Annotated in this window: 16 protein-coding genes and 1 other annotated feature; of the genes, 6 read left to right on the top strand and 10 right to left on the bottom strand. The window is 34.8% G+C overall.

The features are described from left to right. Nucleotides 1-3: 3 nt before the first annotated feature. From V6255_RS08875 to htpX, 3 genes are all read right to left on the bottom strand, one after another. Nucleotides 4-2478 carry an EAL domain-containing protein gene (locus tag V6255_RS08875; RefSeq protein WP_341627820.1) on the bottom strand — a complete coding sequence of 825 codons (2475 nt, stop codon included), beginning with the start codon at nucleotides 2476-2478 and terminating at the stop codon, nucleotides 4-6. Beyond that, nucleotides 2471-3448: an ABC transporter substrate-binding protein gene (locus V6255_RS08870; RefSeq protein ID WP_341627819.1), complete on the bottom strand. Its 978-nt coding sequence runs from the start codon at nucleotides 3446-3448 to the stop codon at nucleotides 2471-2473. Before V6255_RS08870 ends, V6255_RS08875 begins: the two co-directional genes overlap by 8 nt. A gap of 125 nt (nucleotides 3449-3573) precedes the next feature. Further along, nucleotides 3574-4449: a protease HtpX gene (gene htpX, locus V6255_RS08865; protein WP_341627862.1), complete on the bottom strand. Its 876-nt coding sequence runs from the start codon at nucleotides 4447-4449 to the stop codon at nucleotides 3574-3576. Between the two features lie 162 nt (nucleotides 4450-4611). On the opposite strand from htpX, the gene V6255_RS08860 reads away from it, so the two are divergent. Next, on the top strand, nucleotides 4612-4893 hold the full coding sequence (locus V6255_RS08860; protein ID WP_160061514.1) for a peptidylprolyl isomerase: 282 nt from the start codon (nucleotides 4612-4614) through the stop codon (nucleotides 4891-4893). Nucleotides 4894-5272: 379 nt separating this feature from the next. Here V6255_RS08860 and V6255_RS08855 read toward each other — a convergent pair whose 3' ends face one another. The 6 genes from V6255_RS08855 to V6255_RS08830 all read right to left on the bottom strand — a co-directional run bounded on the left by V6255_RS08855 (nucleotide 5273) and on the right by V6255_RS08830 (nucleotide 11568). After that, complete coding sequence (locus V6255_RS08855) at nucleotides 5273-5827, bottom strand: cell division protein ZapC domain-containing protein (protein WP_341627818.1); 555 nt, start codon at nucleotides 5825-5827, stop codon at nucleotides 5273-5275. Nucleotides 5828-5975: 148 nt separating this feature from the next. Then, entirely contained in the window at nucleotides 5976-6986 is a 1011-nt protein-coding gene (pyrD, locus tag V6255_RS08850; protein ID WP_341627817.1) for a quinone-dependent dihydroorotate dehydrogenase, read from the bottom strand. Between the two features lie 621 nt (nucleotides 6987-7607). Further along, entirely contained in the window at nucleotides 7608-8414 is an 807-nt protein-coding gene (locus V6255_RS08845) for a hypothetical protein (protein WP_341627816.1), read from the bottom strand. 60 nt (nucleotides 8415-8474) lie between these two features. Then, nucleotides 8475-8777 carry a hypothetical protein gene (locus tag V6255_RS08840; protein ID WP_341627815.1) on the bottom strand — a complete coding sequence of 101 codons (303 nt, stop codon included), beginning with the start codon at nucleotides 8775-8777 and terminating at the stop codon, nucleotides 8475-8477. Between the two features lie 53 nt (nucleotides 8778-8830). Further along, nucleotides 8831-9550 (bottom strand): tRNA (adenosine(37)-N6)-threonylcarbamoyltransferase complex dimerization subunit type 1 TsaB, encoded by a 720-nt coding sequence (gene tsaB / locus V6255_RS08835; protein ID WP_341627814.1) that lies wholly within the window; start codon nucleotides 9548-9550, stop codon nucleotides 8831-8833. Between the two features lie 95 nt (nucleotides 9551-9645). Beyond that, nucleotides 9646-11568: an ATP-dependent DNA helicase gene (locus V6255_RS08830; protein ID WP_341627813.1), complete on the bottom strand. Its 1923-nt coding sequence runs from the start codon at nucleotides 11566-11568 to the stop codon at nucleotides 9646-9648. Between the two features lie 250 nt (nucleotides 11569-11818). On the opposite strand from V6255_RS08830, the gene V6255_RS08825 reads away from it, so the two are divergent. Then, nucleotides 11819-12220: a nitrous oxide-stimulated promoter family protein gene (locus tag V6255_RS08825; protein ID WP_341627812.1), complete on the top strand. Its 402-nt coding sequence runs from the start codon at nucleotides 11819-11821 to the stop codon at nucleotides 12218-12220. Here the strand turns inward: V6255_RS08825 and V6255_RS08820 are convergent. Continuing rightward, entirely contained in the window at nucleotides 12213-12473 is a 261-nt protein-coding gene (locus V6255_RS08820) for a hypothetical protein (protein WP_341627811.1), read from the bottom strand. The two genes, V6255_RS08825 and V6255_RS08820, sit on opposite strands and share 8 nt — an antisense overlap. Before the next feature lie 209 nt (nucleotides 12474-12682). Between V6255_RS08820 and V6255_RS08815 the strand changes: the two genes are divergently transcribed. From V6255_RS08815 to hisC, 4 genes are all read left to right on the top strand, one after another. Beyond that, on the top strand, nucleotides 12683-12850 hold the full coding sequence (locus V6255_RS08815; RefSeq protein ID WP_081695385.1) for a DUF2986 domain-containing protein: 168 nt from the start codon (nucleotides 12683-12685) through the stop codon (nucleotides 12848-12850). Between the two features lie 288 nt (nucleotides 12851-13138). Then, nucleotides 13139-13257 (top strand) — a sequence feature (His leader region). A gap of 22 nt (nucleotides 13258-13279) precedes the next feature. Continuing rightward, nucleotides 13280-14176, top strand: coding sequence for an ATP phosphoribosyltransferase (gene hisG, locus V6255_RS08810; RefSeq protein WP_025564604.1), 897 nt, complete (start codon nucleotides 13280-13282; stop codon nucleotides 14174-14176). 14 nt (nucleotides 14177-14190) lie between these two features. Continuing rightward, a complete protein-coding gene (gene hisD / locus V6255_RS08805; protein ID WP_341627861.1) occupies nucleotides 14191-15492 on the top strand; it encodes a histidinol dehydrogenase in 1302 nt (433 codons plus the stop codon). Between the two features lie 90 nt (nucleotides 15493-15582). Then, a complete protein-coding gene (hisC, locus tag V6255_RS08800) occupies nucleotides 15583-16653 on the top strand; it encodes a histidinol-phosphate transaminase (RefSeq protein ID WP_341627810.1) in 1071 nt (356 codons plus the stop codon). The last annotated feature ends 7 nt before the right edge of the window (nucleotides 16654-16660 follow it).

The following is a 16660-nucleotide window of genomic DNA, read 5'->3' as shown; positions in this document are numbered from 1 at the left end:
TCTCTAACTTTTTGGTTTGACGGTTTCATTTAAAAGAATATGTTGAAAATCGTAGGCTGATAAAGGTTCTCCAATAAGAGCCCCCTGAAACTGATTGCACCCTTTATCAATTAAGAAATCAAGTTGATCTACATTATCGATGCCTTCTGCAACTATATCTAAGTTTAGAGATTTCCCCATATTAATAATGGCACTAACAATAACTTGTTGGTTTTCCTGTTGTAATAAATTAACAATAAAAGACTGATCAATTTTCAATGTCGAAACAGGTAATACACTGAGGTACGAAAATGATGAATATCCTGTACCAAAGTCATCAATCGCAAATTTAAACCCAAGTTTACGTAGTTCGTTTAATTTATTAATGACTAACTCTGTGTGTGAAACTAAAACTGTTTCAGTAATTTCTAATTCAATTAAGTTTGCATCAATACCCGTTTCTAATAAATATTTTTCTAATGAAGTGATAAACTCTTGTTGTAATAACTGTTTTGGACTTACGTTCATTGATAAAGTTTTAAAATATTTTGGTAAACCTTGCTTAATCCATCCTTGTAATTCTAAGAAAGCATGTCTAATAACCCAATCTCCTAGGGGGATAATTAAACCTGACTCTTCAGCAACAGGTAAAAAATCAGTTGAATCAATCCAACCTTGTTGGCCATGTTGCCAATGACATAATGCTTCAATACCAACTAAATTACCGTCAATATCAACTCGCTGTTGAAAGAATAAAGAAAACTCTTCATTTTCAAGACCTTTTTGTATCTTTGCTCGTAAACTATGTTTTAAATGTAGTTTTTCTCTTATATTTTTAGAATAAAAACTTATATTACCAAACTGACTATTTTCAGCTTTCATTGCTTCAGACGATTGTTCTAATAACTCATCTGGTTTAATGTCTTCTACTGGAAATAAAGTGATGCCAAAAATAAAACTTAATGTTAGTTCCTTATTATTGATTTCAAACGGTAACGTTAATGCTACATCTAATTTTTTAATAAATGTTAATGTAAGCTCTGCAGCCTGTTCTGGACATGCATGAAGATCAGGTAAAACAATAACAAATACAGCACCTTGTTTATGGCAAACAAAATCTGGGCTGAGTTTATTTCTTTCTAATCTCCGTGCAATTAAATACAAAAGTTCATCACTTTGATATTGACCTGCTAATTTAAACTGCTCACAATCAAGTGTGATTAACGCACCTTGTAGCTTTTTATTTTGTAACCTAATTATTTCTTTGGAAATATAAGAGACCAGCTGGACTTGGTTAGGTAGTTCTGTAATTTTGTCGAGCTGTACCTCTGCCTTAGCTTGTTCATGTGATTTTTTATATGGGGAAACATCTGTAATTGTTCCTATTACTCGCAAAGGATTTCCTTCTGTATCCCAAGAGACTGTTTGACCACGGCTCAACACCCATAGGTATTCTTCGTTATTACATTTAATTCTATGAGTACTTTCAAAAAAAGAAGTTCGCCCAGAAAAATGCGAGCCTAGATCGTCCGTAACTTGGAACACATCATCAGGGTGGATTCGGCTTTCCCATTCCAGTATGTCATTACTGATACTTTCTTGTTGGTAACCCAACATTTCTTTCCATTGATTAGAATAATAAACTTGACCCGCTACAACATCCCAATCCCATACACCATCTCTTGCAGCATTAATGGCATATAACCAACGCTCTTCACTTGCCGCTAATTGATTAATATTATTTGAAACATCAGTAATTAAGTTAGCAAAGGCACGCTGTAATAAACCAACCTCGCCTAATCCTGATTGCTGTATTTTAGGTTGATTAGTAATATCTGTAATATTTACTGACTGAGCGAGGCGTTTTAAGGGCAAAACTAATGAACGGTTAATGAAGTAAACAAATAAAGCCATGGTAACTAATAGAATTAATGAAAAGTTAATTAACATGAATAAACTATCATGCATCAGTTCACTATAAGCACTCGTTAAAGAATAGCGAATGAAAATAACACCATTAAATTTTCGGTTGAGACTGTTACCTTTTGAAATCATTTGTAAAGGTGCATAGACAACTAGCTCTTTACTGTCTTCAAAATATTTAACGACGATTTCATTTTGATTAATCACACGATCTAATAATTGACCTTCATATCTTTCTAACTGTAATTTGGCAAACATATATTTTTCACGAAAATTATTACTTAAAACAACTTGCTGGTTATTATCAACAACCGCAACCGTTTTTACATTTTCATTTAAAGCAGCTGTTGAGACGAAGTCTTGGGCCCTTGCTTTCTCTAAACGCATTAAAGAATTTGATAAAGAAGTTTGTAACTGACCTGCGAGTCCCTTTATATCTTGCTCTGACTCAATATAAAGTTGATGTTGTTTTTTGTCATAATCAAGTAAAAACACACTACCTTGCAATATAATAAAAACAATAAACAATACTGAAGGTAAAAGGACAATTAATGAAGTTTGACGTAATTTATTCATAAATAGCCCGTTCTAAAATGCGTGTTGAGATGAGACTTGATAGGTCTGTTTGAATTTGCCCCAGCATACGCTTTTCACTCATTAGAATGCTTAATTGCTCTGCTTGCAATTCTATATTAGAAGGAGAACCAGATAGGCGCATCAGTGCTTGCTTAGGGTTAATAAATTGTGAATTTAATATCGCTTTTTCAAGGAAATAGGGATAAAGCTGTAAGCGTACTGACATACTGGTTAATGCTTCTGGTGTGTTTTTTTCATAGAAACGATGAGCACGGTAATATGATCTTAAAAAATGGGCTATTTGCTGTTCTTTTTCTAAATATAAATCACCACGAACAACTAATACATTAATAATAGGTAAACCTAATGCAGTTGAGTTAATTAACTCGCGCGCTCCTAATGCTAATAATTGTTGTTTTACAGGCTCTCTAACAATTAAAGCATCAATATTCCCTTTCAAGTAAGCATCTTTTACTTCATTTTGTTTTACTTCATGCAGTTGTACTGTTTGGTTATTTAAGTCCGTTAACGTAAAAACTTCATCAAGTAACAATGCACCTGAAGCTTTATTTTCATAGCCAATTGAATGCCACTTTAAATCTTCTAATGTCTTAATCTCAGGTTTTGCCATTAGTGCATCACCACCTTTTGAACGATCGATTACTGATATTATTTTTAAATCGATTCCTAATGCTACTAACGTCAAAACTTCATCTAAGGATAGAAAGGCAACATCTAGTTTAGCTGTTTGAAAAGCTTGAATAACACTGGTTGATGAAGTGAGCTCTAATAATGAATAGTTATCTTTATTTAAATAGCCTAATTCATTCGCTAAAAAAGCAAATTCAAAATTAGGCCAAGGGGCTGCACCTATAGTTAAAGGTTTTTGATATGGAGTACAGCTCATTACAGATAAAAAAAGAGAGACTGCTGTCATCGTTTTAAGGAATTTATTAATACAAAGATTCATAACTAGCTAGCATTACAGATGTTAAAAAGAGGTTAATTGATTTTACAGAGTTAAGCAGATAAAAAAATAGCATGTAGGAATATACATGCTATTTTTTGAGATATTGAGAGTTAAATGACTTAAATTTACATCATTTGGCTATTTTGTAAGGCTTTAATACGATCCTCTAATGGTGGATGCGACATAAATAAGCTACTTTTCTTTTTCCCCGAAATGCCAAATGCCATCAAGCTCCCTTCAAGTTTAGGTTCAGATGTCATTTGAAGGCGTTTCAGTGCTGCAATCATTTTCGCTTTACCGACCAATGAAGCAGATCCTGAATCGGCACTAAACTCACGTTTTCTTGAGTAATACATAACAATCGTACTCGCTAAAATACCGAACACCATTTCTAAAACAAAAACGATAATAAAATACGAAAAACCTCGACCGGAATCATTATCGTTATTGCCACGCATAGCGCTATCAATAAATCCACCAATAACACGTGCTAAGAAGATCACAAATGTATTAACAACACCTTGTATAAGTGCAAGTGTTACCATGTCACCATTCGCAATATGGCTAACTTCATGAGCTAAAACAGCTTCAGCTTCATCTTGTGTCATTTGTTCAAGTAAACCTGTACTCACAGCAACCAGCGCACTGTTCTTTTTCATACCCGTTGCAAAGGCATTCATATCTTGAGCTTGATAAATTGCAACTTCTGGCATATTTATACCGACTTTGTCCGCTTGTTTTTTAACTGTTTCTAATAACCAGCGTTCAGTTGCATTACTTGGGGTCGTTATAACAACTGCACCAGTACTTCTTTTCGCCATCCATTTAGATATTGCTAAAGAAATAAATGAACCACCAAAACCAAAAACAGTAGCTAATATTAATAATCCACCAATGCTTCTAGAGTCCATTCCTGTGACAGAAAATACAATACTTAAGACAATGCCTAACACTAAAACAACAGCTAGGTTAGTTAATAGAAATAATGCAATACGTTTCATGTAAACCTCAACTAATAAATAATAACATTTCGACATAATATGACTTTATTGTAAAGATGCAAGTAAATAATCAATAAAATTTACCAGTTCAATAAGTCTAATTTGCACCCTTGGGAATCTACCGTTACAATCCCCTAACTTTTTATTATTTAAGGAATTACCATGGCTTTAGCTCAAGCACGTCACATTTTAGTAAGTTCAGAAGAACAATGTCTAACATTAAAAAGCGACATAGAATCAGGAACTGATTTTGCTTCAGTTGCTAAACAACACTCTTCATGCCCTTCTGGCGCACAAGGTGGAGATTTAGGTGAATTTGGTCCAGGAATGATGGTCCCAGAGTTCGATAAAGTCGTGTTTTCTGCACCAATTGGTGAAGTACAAGGCCCTGTAAAAACTCAGTTTGGTTACCATTTATTAGAAGTAACTAAACGTAACGATTAATTTTTGTCGTAAACTAAAAAACCGCTCAAAAAGCGGTTTTTTATATGTTAAAAATAGAAATTACAGTAATGCTAATCATACTCATTAACAGTTCTGTTTTGCTTGTTAAACTAACTACTTCTTCGTTGTAAGTTTTGATAAGGAAATAACTATTTAAGTATGAACATCTTATGATTAATTACCCGACAGACGATAAAGGCAGTTAATCTTCGAAAGTCCCCCACTTATACTTTAAACTAAAACATTTTTTCTACACAAAATTTAGATCATTTATTTAATATAATTGGTATAAATACCACTTAAGTTATTTTAGATATCAATATCACTTATGAATAACGAAGCAGTATCGAATAACTTATCGAAAATTGAGGTTAAAGTGTTAACCTGCATTTTGAAAAGATATCCATTCTTGTGCTTGAGGCTGTAAACATGGAGTCAACTTATCTACTGTTACTTTGATGATTTGAAACTGTTTAAAGGTTTTACCATTTGGAAATAGATGGCTTTCATCAAACAACATACATAAACAAAAGTTATCTTGTTGGTCTAACACCATATATTTTGCAGACTCAAGTTCACCTGTCGTTATTAACATGGCTAATTCGCCATTATCAAATTGCTCTTTAGACTCTTCTGATGCTTGAAATAACCAACTTTTAGGCATAATTGGCTTATGAAAAATGTCTATTGCTAAGAGGTGTAATATTATTTTACAACGTAAAAACTCTTCGAAATGGCTTAATGATTCACTTTCAAATAATTCAATATAACGAGTAACGTCTTCCACAGTAAAGGAAAGTGTTTGACTCTCACGTAAACGCAACATATTTGATTCATATACGATAGGAATAGCGCGTTCGAGACCCACAACAGATAATTTACCTTGTTGATGATCAAAGACCCATTGCCATTGTGCTTTTGGAATAAAATCCATCACTTTTCCCCGTTTAAAATCATTTTATTTGTATACGTATTACTTTTTTTGTCTACTATTATTTTTAAATCATTATATCGTTTTATTTTTCCATGAATCTATTTATGTTTACGTGCATCTATTTACAATAGTTACGAGTTACTCGATATTAAATATGATTTACAATATTTTTTACTAATGGCGGCCCTTGGTAGATAAACCCAGAGTATATTTGTACTAGACTAGCGCCCGCTGCAATTTTCTCTTTAGCGGCAATCACACTATCGATACCACCGACACCAATAATTGGTATTTCACCTTTCAAATGTTCTGAAAATTTAGCGATAACTGCAGTGCTTTTACTCTGTACAGGACGACCACTTAAACCACCTGCTTCGGAAGCATGAGACATGCCTTTAATTATTTCACGATCAAGTGTTGTATTAGTTGCGATTAATCCATCTATTTTATACTTTAATAAAGATTGGGCAATTGACTCAATTTCTTCATCACTCAAATCTGGGGCCACTTTTAAAGCAATAGGAACATATTTCTCGTGTTTTTTAGCAAGTGCTTGTTGGCGTTCTTTTAATGAAGATAATAAATCATCTAGTGCTTCTCCATACTGTAAAGAACGTAATCCAGGTGTATTTGGTGATGAAATATTGACTGCTATATAACCTGCGTGAGGATAAACCTTTTCCATACAAATGATGTAATCTTCTTTACCTTGTTCAACAGGTGTATTGATGTTTTTACCAATATTAATACCAATCACACCTTTAAAATTACTACTTTTTACATTTTCAATTAGATTATCAACACCATCATTATTGAATCCCATTCTATTAATGATCCCTTCGCCTTCTAATACACGGAATAAACGTGGTGAAGGATTACCAGGTTGCCCAACAGGTGTTACGGTACCGACTTCGATATGCCCAAAGCCCATCGCACCAAAAGCGTCAATACATTCAGCATTCTTATCTAAGCCTGCCGCTAAACCTAATGAGTTAGGGAAAGTTAATCCCATCACCTGTACTGGACGTTGCTGTACTTTTTGACGGTAAAAAAGGTCTAACACGGTACCGTGAGTTAACTTCAACTGCTTGATTGAAAGATCGTGCGCTTTTTCTGGATTCATTTTGAATAAAAAACTACGCATAATTCGATATAACATAATAAGACCTTATTTAAATGGGCATTGCCGAATGAAATTTACGCTATTGTATAGAAAAAGCGTAAAAATCAATACTGTAATAATAACAAAAGCTTAAAAAATCAAGTATATCATTGTCTGTCGTTATCATCACAATGGAGAGCAATAAATAAACAAGATAAATGCATTAAAGCTATAAACTAATTAATCACATTATCATTGATGTGGGAAGTGATTTTAAATAACCCAATGCTAGTTAATGAAAGCGAAATTACATTTAAAGACATAAGGTTATACTTTTCCCTATACAGTGCTGTTAATTTTGCGTAATTCAAGGTGAATTTTTGAAGAAATAATGGGTTATTGAGAAATAATTTAACGCAGAAATCCGCGGAAATAGCAATGTTGTATTGCTTTGCTTATCTATAACTAAGGTTAAATAGGTTGAAAAAAGGCGATATATCAAGAGTTAGTATTAAACCCTTAATTTAGAACTATAGATTTAAGGATAATAAGTTTAATTAAATAAACCATGAGCTTAAAAAATTTATTAACCTCACTAGGGAGACTGAATTCAGTTGGCTAGGTCACTGACTATTTATACTGTTAAATGTGCATTATTTAGTTAGTATTTGTAATTTATTATTCAATAGATAATGAAGGATATTTATGGATACGAACTCGCCACCCTTTTAACCATTGAATTTCATCTCTTGGCGCATTTTTAACACGTCTAGTGAGCATTTCATCAGCGGCTAAAGAAAAACTTAATAGTACATTATTTGATTGCTCAGGCATCGCTAGTAATACTTGTTTTAACCCCCAACCATAACCCTGATATTGCTCATTAGTTGCAATACCTTCACCTTTAAAATTAACATAATCTAACAATACAAAAATGCCTTCAGGTGTGGACGTTAATGCACTTAAATTCTTATTGATTTTTATTTTTTGTATTTCATCGCTACTGTCTAAAATGGCAGGTATACCACGCTCTAAGCGTTTAATAATAAATTTAGCCTGTAAACCAATAGTCGAATGAAGTAGTGCTCTTAGTTGTTTTAATTGATCACTTTCAAACGCGTTATAAAACATTTCTCTACTTTTCCATGGCGCAATCTGTGTTTCTATTAACCATTGTGGAACATCAATATTATTCTCTATCAGATAGTTTAATAACTGAGGAAACTGTTCAATATATGGGCCTTTATTTGATGTTGGATACCAAATGAAATGTCCTATTCCTAAAGATGGAAAATTTTCCTTTTTATTCCATACCGTCAGAAATTCAGTTTTACCTGCCCCTTCGTTCTGCCAAATAAGAGTTGCGAGTGTATTAGTTTGTTTCTCTGATAGGTTAATCGGGTAATTATGCGCAGAAACATGATTAAAGAGAAGGGAAAATAATAAAGTGGGTATTGAAAGCGTTAAAAAAGTAATACGTGACATAGAAAAACCTGAATCATCCAAATGAAGTGAATAGACGTCTAGGAGATTGAAAGGTTCATTTTAAACGACGAAATGAAAACTCATGCTTTCAATTAATTGATCGCGTCTTTCTTGAGTTGCAACTTGTTGGTAAGCGTCTAGAGCTCCGCGTCCTTTTGCAGAAGGCTGATCATAACCTAACGTATCATTGATAGACTCTTCTTGCTGCGATGAAAGCACTAAAGAAAATTCAGTGCTATCCGTTTTTTTTGTGACAGGGGAAACTTCGCTAACGTGTGGCGCATTATCATTCTTTTTAACCTGTGACACATTACCCGTATTAATAGGGATATTTGTCATCGATATATTATTATAAATAGCCATTTGTGAGTTGTTTTTTCCTAATCACATATTAATTATGTTTGTATTATAGACAATTATTCTCTTCCTGGAAGCTTTTTCCATGTCACTGTGTCACGTAAATAAACAGGTATCGCTAATTCAGGCTCTACTGCTTTATCATTTTCAATTAATAATGATGCTGATTTAAGCATAAACTCGGCACTTGGGTAAAGAATATCAGATACAGAACATGTTTGATAAAAAGCTAGTAATTCAGGGTACGCAGCCCAACCAGTACCAACTAACTGACTATTTTGTTGCATAACGATGCCATTATTTTGTTGTTGATCTATTAATTCTTCAGGCTTTATGACAACTTCTTTATCCTGTAAGACCATAACACCATTTTCATTAATATAATGTGCAAAGTAAACTTCTCCCATTCGCGCATCGATAGCCGCATAAACACTATTACATTGCTTATCATTGTGTAATGCTTGTTGTGCCATCGCTTGTAAAGTAGAGATACCGACCATCTTTTTTTCTAAACCAAAGGCTAACCCTTGCGCAATACTGATTCCGATACGAACACCGGTAAAACTTCCAGGACCTTGCCCATAAGCAATCACATCAATATCAGCTAATGATAATTTTGCTTCTTTAACAACGTCATCAACTGTTGGTAGTATTTTCTGTGTATGTTCTCTAGGAGCAAACATAAAACGTTGATAAGTAGTTGCATCTTTTGTTAATAATGCAACCGAACAAGCTTCTGTTGAAGAATCAATGCACAGAATATTTAATGAAGATGACATAAATCGCCTATTTAATGAAAGTGATAATTTTATTAATGATATTGGCTATATTGCAGCTTTTATCAATACTTACTTGAATATTTTATTGAATCTTTTTAATCAATTAAAGTCAAAAAGTCGATAGCTTTATTGAGGTCTCGAGTACGAGGCATGCAAGGTAAACTATTCAGAAACAGATTGCCATATTTACGGCTGACTAATCTTGTATCACAGACGATCAATACACCTTTATCTTGTTCTGCTCGTATTAAACGCCCAACACCTTGTTTAAGTGTAATAACCGCTTGAGGTAATTGCACATCAAAAAAAGGATCGCCTCCTTTTAGTTCAGCATCTTCCATTCGTGCTTTTAATAGAGGCTCTTCAGGAGACGCAAAAGGAATTTTATCAATAATCACACAAGATAAGGTTTGACCTCGTACATCGACGCCTTCCCAGAAACTACCTGTTGCCACTAAAAGTGCATTACCATGAGTAATAAATTCGTCTAACAAAGCTTGTTTACTTTTCTCTCCCTGTAAAAGAACAGGTAACGTTAATGATTCCCTAAAAGCTTGTGCGAGTTGATTCATCATAGAATGGCTAGTGCAAAGAAAGAAACATCGGCCCTTGCTCGCTTTTATCACGGGAGATAATGCTTCTACTAATTTAATAGCTAATCCAGGAGTGCCCGGTTCAGGTAATAACCTTGGAACAACAAATAAGCTTTGTTTAGCATAATCAAATGGGCTATTGAGTTGTAAACAATCTGAATTAGTTAAGCCTAATAGCTGTGTAAAATGTTTAAACTCCCCTTTCACTGATAAAGTAGCCGAGGTGAAAATCCAACTTGCTTGTTTTTTCTGACATTCAACTTGGAAACGAGTCGCTACACTGAGTGGTGTGATATTCAATGAAAAATGTTGTTTAGTGCATTCGTACCAATAACTAAAACCACTTTCGTGGACGTTATTTAATCTTTCAAATAATAAGCTGTATTGGTTAATTTTTTCAAAAGCATGATCTAATACTTCACTCTTACCTAATCGCTCTGTTACTACTTGTTTTAGAAATATCAGTACTTGTCTTAGGCGGGTTACATGCATTTGCATCGCGCGATCTTTGCTTTTATCTCGCCAGCTTCCCGACCCTTTTTCCATCGCAAATGCTAATCTGAAATCTAATGATGCCGCTCTAAGTTGTTCTGCTGCTTTTGCCATTTGTTTAGCTTCTTTTAATTCCGTGCGATACACAAAATCGATTTCTTTCGCTAATTCAGTTAATTGTTTACTTGAAAGTACTTCACCAAAATATTGGCTCGCGATATCGGGTAATTGGTGTGCTTCATCAAATATATAAGTATCGGCTTCTGGAATTAGTTTACCAAAACCAGTTTCTTTAACAGCAAGGTCGGCAAAAAATAAATGATGGTTAATGACAATAACATCAGCATCCATGGCTTTATTTCTCGCTTTCACGACAAAACAATCTTCATAACTAGGGCATTCTCGACCTAAGCAATTATCGTTAGTACTGGTAATAGAAGGAATAATCAAAGCATCTTCAGGTAAATTATCGACTTCTGCTATATCGCCCGTTGCAGTACTCACTGACCAATCTTTAATGGTGACTAATTCAGTATGTAAATTAGGTTGTTTAAAGCGGGTTTCTAACATGTAACGATTTAAACGTTCAGTACATAGGTAATTGCTACGCCCCTTCAATAAGGTAGACACCCCTGTAAAGTGAGTTGCTTTAAGTAATAAAGGTAAATCTTTTAAATAGAGTTGTTCTTGAAGTGCTTTACTACCTGTCGATATAATTAATTTTTGCCCTAGGCTTTTATCTAAATTTAATAGCGAAGGTGCTAAATAAGCGAACGTTTTACCCGTGCCCGTCTCTGCTTCAACCACTAATGATGATTTTTTTTTAATGGCTAAGTCAACAGCCTCTGCCATTTTAACCTGTGCTTCTCGTCCTCTAAAATGAGGGATAAGATCTGCAAGTGCGCCTGTCGATGAAAAAAATGAAGCAATCAAGTTAGTGAGCTCTTAAGTTAGATACAAGTTAGGTCATGACGTTTCAATAAAGCAGTTTGATTTTATAGCGCGTTAAATTTATGCCTAACCCAATCTTTAAGGCGAATAAATTATGGTTTTCTTTGCGCTACATCAGAAACAATGAAAAATTGAAATGCTATAAATAATGAATATTCTACGTTATTTAACAGAAACAGGACATGGGTTACTTCTATATAAGCGCAGAGTTATTTTAAACAAAGGTATCATTATGGGTAACAAACAACCATTATCGCAAAATGAACCCGATTTATTAACAGGTAAATTGGCAGAGGAGTTTAAAACAATAACGTTAATGACAACCTTATACTGTAAAGCGCACCACCAGAAAGAAAATTGTGAAGATTGCCAAAATTTACTTTCCCATGCTCAACAAAAATTAGACCGTTGTGTTTACGGGCAAGAAAAACCTGCTTGCAAGCTATGCCCCATTCATTGCTATAAACCTCACTATAGAGAACTAACTAAAGTAATTATGCAATATGCGGGTCCAAAGATGCTATTTAAGCACCCTATTTTGACAATTAATCATGTCATTAAAGGGTTAAAAAAGTTTCCTGAAAAGCTCCCTGTTGGGTTATCTAATTATCATCAACGTAAAAAAATCAAATAGTGATATCAACGTGTTTTATTTTAGCTTCACTTTTGGATTCAGTTTTTGTTTTATCTTCTTGCGGTTTATCGCTTTTTACTAAAACAATTGATTTTAAATTATGCACACTTTCTTCAATATCTTCAGGTGAGCTATGGTTATGATCATTAGACTTTTGGTACTTAACTAATTTTTGAGTGGTTAATTTATTATTGTTAAATGGCTTGAAGAGATACGTTCGATGAATAAAGTCATTGATTAGATGTTGGCTCATAATGGGATCCCCTTATATCAAAGTATTCGAACCAAATACCTTATTAATAACTCGCCTTTTATTAACATAGCTTCATTATAGCGGCTTATTATCATCAAACATGTTTATAAAAGCTTATTAATGCACCTTTATTTAACCCTACCTGAAAATCAACTTTGAATTTGAGGCTTTAATCTTTACAATACCCGACATATAAATAAGGGTTTCATATGAATCGTAAAAAGAAAATAAATAGTATCCTGCAAAAACGCCTTAAAAAAATAAATGCCAAGGTTGCACCAGGATCAAAAGAGAAATATATCTCTAAAGCAGAAAGAGCTAAAATAGCTGAGCAAGAACAACAAGCATTGCCAAACGAATCAGCGATAACAGAATAAAAAGCAATATAAAAACGAAACCTTAAAAGGGCCCCTTATAAGGTTTTTTCTTTTTAGAAAGTTTCAAATAAAAAAATAATTTCAAAAGTGTACCGATTAGCATGACATCACTAATGAATAACTAACCTATATTAAGTAAAACAAAGCATACCTTTGACTTAATATATTTATACTAAAAACATCTTAGATATATACAAAAAACAGTTCACTTTTAAAGTTTAGATTGATACTCTAAACACAATTAAATTATAGAGTATTATTTACCATGAAGAAGATAAGCCTGAAAGCACATTACCATCATCATATTACTTAATCTTTCAGGATGTTTCTTGGAAGAGTTTTTATGTGCTTCCAGTGGTTACCCAAATATAAACCCTCGGAAGTGAATCTCCCGAGGGTTTTTTAGTTTTAAATGCAAGGAAAAGAAGAATGCCAGAACAACGTTTAAGAATCGCAATCCAGAAAAAAGGTCGTCTAAGTGATGACACTGTTAAATTATTAAAAGCATGTGGTATTAAAGTAAATTTAAATACACAACGTTTAATTGCACACAGTGACAATATGCCTATTGATATTCTTCGTGTACGCGATGACGATATCCCAGGTTTAGTAATGGATGGCGTTGTAGATTTAGGCTTTATTGGTCAAAACGTGCTTGAAGAAGAAAGCATGATGCGTAAAGTTGCTAATGAACCAACAGCACATAAAGTAGTAAAAGAATTAGCGTTCGGTGAATGTCGTTTCTCACTAGCAGTTGACAATGATTTTGATTACCAAGGTGTGCAATCTTTAGCAAATCTACGCATTGCGACAACTTATGTACATATACTAAAACGTTTTATGGCTGAAGCTAACGTACCTTATACATCTTGTATGTTAACGGGTTCTGTTGAAGTAGCGCCACGCGCTGGCTTAGCCGATGCAATTTGTGACTTAGTTTCTACAGGTGCAACATTAGAAGCAAACGGTTTGAAAGAAGTTGAAGTTATTTACCGTTCTACTGCTGTATTAATGCAACGTGACAAGCCTTTAACGGGTGATAAACAAGATTTAGTAGACCGTATTCTTACTCGTATTGACGGTGTACAAACAGCGAAAGAATCGAAATACATCATGTTAAACGCACCAAAAGCAAACCTAGCTGCAATCACAGACTTATTACCAGGGTCAGATTTACCAACAGTAATGGATTTGGCGGGTAGTGAAGATCATGTTGCACTCCATGTTGTGAGTAAAGAAAACCTGTTCTGGGAAACAATGGAGCAATTAAAAGCATTAGGTGCAAGTTCAATCCTAGTTTTACCAATTGAAAAAATGATGGAGTAGTCCAGATCATGGGAATGAAAACAGTCAACTGGGAACAATTAACACCTGAACAGCAAACTGAATTGTTGAGTCGCCCTGCAATGGCCGATTCATCAGGTCTTACTGCGACAGTTTCAGATATTATTACTAATATTCGTGAAAACGGTGATCAAGCATTACTTGAATACACAAAACGTTTTGACAAATTAGACGGTAATAATTTCACGTTAACAAACACAGATATCGAAGCAGCAACAAAACGCCTTGGTTCTGATATAAAAGATGCAATTAAAGTGGCATACGAACAGGTTGTGAAGTTTCATAAAGCACAGCAACAAGATGTTATACGTGTAGAAACAATGCCAGGTGTTGTATGTGAAATGCATACACAAGCAATTGAATCAGTTGGTTTATACATTCCTGGTGGCAGCGCGCCACTACCATCAACGGTGATCATGACGGGTGCACCTGCTCAAATAGCAGGTTGTTCACGTTTAGTGTTATGTTCACCGCCACCACTTGCAGATGAAATTCTATATGCGGCATCACTATGTGGTGTTGATGAGATTTATTCTGTAGGTGGTGCGCAAGCTATTGCAGCTTTAGCTTATGGCACAGAAACAATTAAACCGGTAGATAAAATATTCGGCCCTGGCAATTCATTTGTAACTGAAGCGAAACGCCAAGTTAGTAATGATTTCTCTGGTGCAGCGATTGACATGCCAGCCGGTCCATCAGAAGTATTAGTGATTGCCGACAAAGGTGCCGATCCTGCTTTTATTGCTTCAGACTTATTGTCTCAAGCTGAACATGGGCATGATTCACAAACAATACTAGTTACGCCTTCTGCACAGGTTGCTGAACAAACAGCCATTGAAATAGCAAGTCAACTTGCTGTATTAGAACGTCGTGAAATTGCAGAAAAAGCGATTGCGAATAGCGTTAGCATTGTGTGTAAAGATATTGATCAAGCAATTATGATTTCAAATCGTTACGCGCCAGAGCATTTAATTGTACAAACTGAGCAACCACGTTTGTTACAACCTTTACTTAAAAATGCAGGTTCTATCTTTTTAGGCGCTTGGACACCAGAATCTGTTGGTGATTACGCAAGTGGAACAAATCACGTATTACCAACTTATGGTTACACAAAAACCTATTCAAGTTTGGGTTTAGCTGATTTCGTTAAGCGTTACACGGTACAAGAGTTAACGCAGGAAGGATTAAGAAATTTAGCACCTGCAGTGACTTGTCTTGCTGCTGCTGAAGGGTTAACTGCACATAAACGCGCAGTGACTATCCGTATGGAAAAGCTTGAAAGCTTAAATAAAAAGTAATAAAAATAGATAACAAATAGCATTAAACATACGTTCAATAATTGACCTGAGCAAACAATTGCTCAGGCATTCGTTAGGGATGAAACATCGATGAGTAACATCAAAAAGCTTGCTAGGAAAACAGTCCAAGCGTTAACACCTTACCTTTCCGCGCGCCGTATTGGCGGTAACGGAGATGTTTGGTTAAACGCCAATGAAGCCCCCGATTGCAGTATCTATCAACTTGATTCATCAAAACTACACCGTTACCCAGAATTCCAGCCACCTCAAATACTCAATGCCTACGCCGCTTATGCTAAATTAAATGCTGACCAAGTATTAACCACTCGTGGCGCTGATGAAAGCATCGAAATTTTAATTAGAACATTTTGTGAGCCTAACCTTGATAGTATTTTAATCTGTCCCCCTACTTATGGCATGTATGCAATCAGTGCGGAAACCTGTGGTGTGGCAATTGAAGAAGTTCAGTTACAAGCTAACTTTGATGTCGACTACGAGGCAGTAAAAAAAACAGTCTTAGAATCTGACGGTAAAATAAAAATCGTGTTCTTATGTGCACCAAATAACCCGACTGGCAACATGCTAGATAAAAACAAACTGGCTGACCTATTAACAGCAACGGTAGGCAAAGCATTAATTGTTGCCGATGAAGCTTATATCGAATTTTGTCCAGAACTATCACAAACTGACTTAATTATTGATCACGAAAACTTAGTGATCACGAGAACCCTTTCAAAAGCCTTTGCACTTGCTTCAATACGTTGTGGTTTTACACTAGCGCAAACGTCTGTGATTGAAATGATGAGCAAAGTGATTGCACCTTACCCTGTACCTGCACCTGTTGCACAAATTGCAGAACAAGCATTGTCTGCTGATGGGTTAGAAGTCATGCGTGACCGTGTTGTAGTATTAAACAATAACCGACATGTGTTAGCTAATGCGCTCACTAAAATAGACTGTGTTGTCGATATTTTCCCAACAACGGGCAACTTTTTATTAGTTCGTTTTAAAGATTCAGCTAAAGTGTTTAAAGCCTTTGCTGACGACGGCATTATTATGCGAGACTTTGCTAATAAACCTCGTTTAGAAAATTGCGTTCGTATCACCATTGGTAACAGTGATGAAATGAACAGAACATTAAATACCTTAAACTCACTGTAGGAACCTA

This window comes from Psychromonas arctica, from assembly GCF_038155225.1.
In the GTDB taxonomy this organism is placed as follows: domain Bacteria; phylum Pseudomonadota; class Gammaproteobacteria; order Enterobacterales; family Psychromonadaceae; genus Psychromonas; species Psychromonas arctica_B.
The sequence above is the reverse complement of the archived record's forward strand: the minus strand, read 5'-3'. Positions and strand labels throughout refer to the sequence as shown.

What these genes read in the sequence shown, in the direction of transcription:
- V6255_RS08875 (WP_341627820.1), bottom strand. Translation starts at nt 2,478, where the DNA reads ATGAATAAATTACGTCAAACTTCATTAATTGTCCTTTTACCTTCAGTA.
- V6255_RS08870 (WP_341627819.1), bottom strand. Translation starts at nt 3,448, where the DNA reads ATGAATCTTTGTATTAATAAATTCCTTAAAACGATGACAGCAGTCTCT.
- htpX (WP_341627862.1), bottom strand. Translation starts at nt 4,449, where the DNA reads ATGAAACGTATTGCATTATTTCTATTAACTAACCTAGCTGTTGTTTTA.
- V6255_RS08860 (WP_160061514.1), top strand. Translation starts at nt 4,612, where the DNA reads ATGGCTTTAGCTCAAGCACGTCACATTTTAGTAAGTTCAGAAGAACAA.
- V6255_RS08855 (WP_341627818.1), bottom strand. Translation starts at nt 5,827, where the DNA reads ATGGATTTTATTCCAAAAGCACAATGGCAATGGGTCTTTGATCATCAA.
- pyrD (WP_341627817.1), bottom strand. Translation starts at nt 6,986, where the DNA reads ATGTTATATCGAATTATGCGTAGTTTTTTATTCAAAATGAATCCAGAA.
- V6255_RS08845 (WP_341627816.1), bottom strand. Translation starts at nt 8,414, where the DNA reads ATGTCACGTATTACTTTTTTAACGCTTTCAATACCCACTTTATTATTT.
- V6255_RS08840 (WP_341627815.1), bottom strand. Translation starts at nt 8,777, where the DNA reads ATGGCTATTTATAATAATATATCGATGACAAATATCCCTATTAATACG.
- tsaB (WP_341627814.1), bottom strand. Translation starts at nt 9,550, where the DNA reads ATGTCATCTTCATTAAATATTCTGTGCATTGATTCTTCAACAGAAGCT.
- V6255_RS08825 (WP_341627812.1), top strand. Translation starts at nt 11,819, where the DNA reads ATGGGTAACAAACAACCATTATCGCAAAATGAACCCGATTTATTAACA.
- V6255_RS08820 (WP_341627811.1), bottom strand. Translation starts at nt 12,473, where the DNA reads ATGAGCCAACATCTAATCAATGACTTTATTCATCGAACGTATCTCTTC.
- V6255_RS08815 (WP_081695385.1), top strand. Translation starts at nt 12,683, where the DNA reads ATGAATCGTAAAAAGAAAATAAATAGTATCCTGCAAAAACGCCTTAAA.
- hisG (WP_025564604.1), top strand. Translation starts at nt 13,280, where the DNA reads ATGCCAGAACAACGTTTAAGAATCGCAATCCAGAAAAAAGGTCGTCTA.
- hisD (WP_341627861.1), top strand. Translation starts at nt 14,191, where the DNA reads ATGAAAACAGTCAACTGGGAACAATTAACACCTGAACAGCAAACTGAA.
- hisC (WP_341627810.1), top strand. Translation starts at nt 15,583, where the DNA reads ATGAGTAACATCAAAAAGCTTGCTAGGAAAACAGTCCAAGCGTTAACA.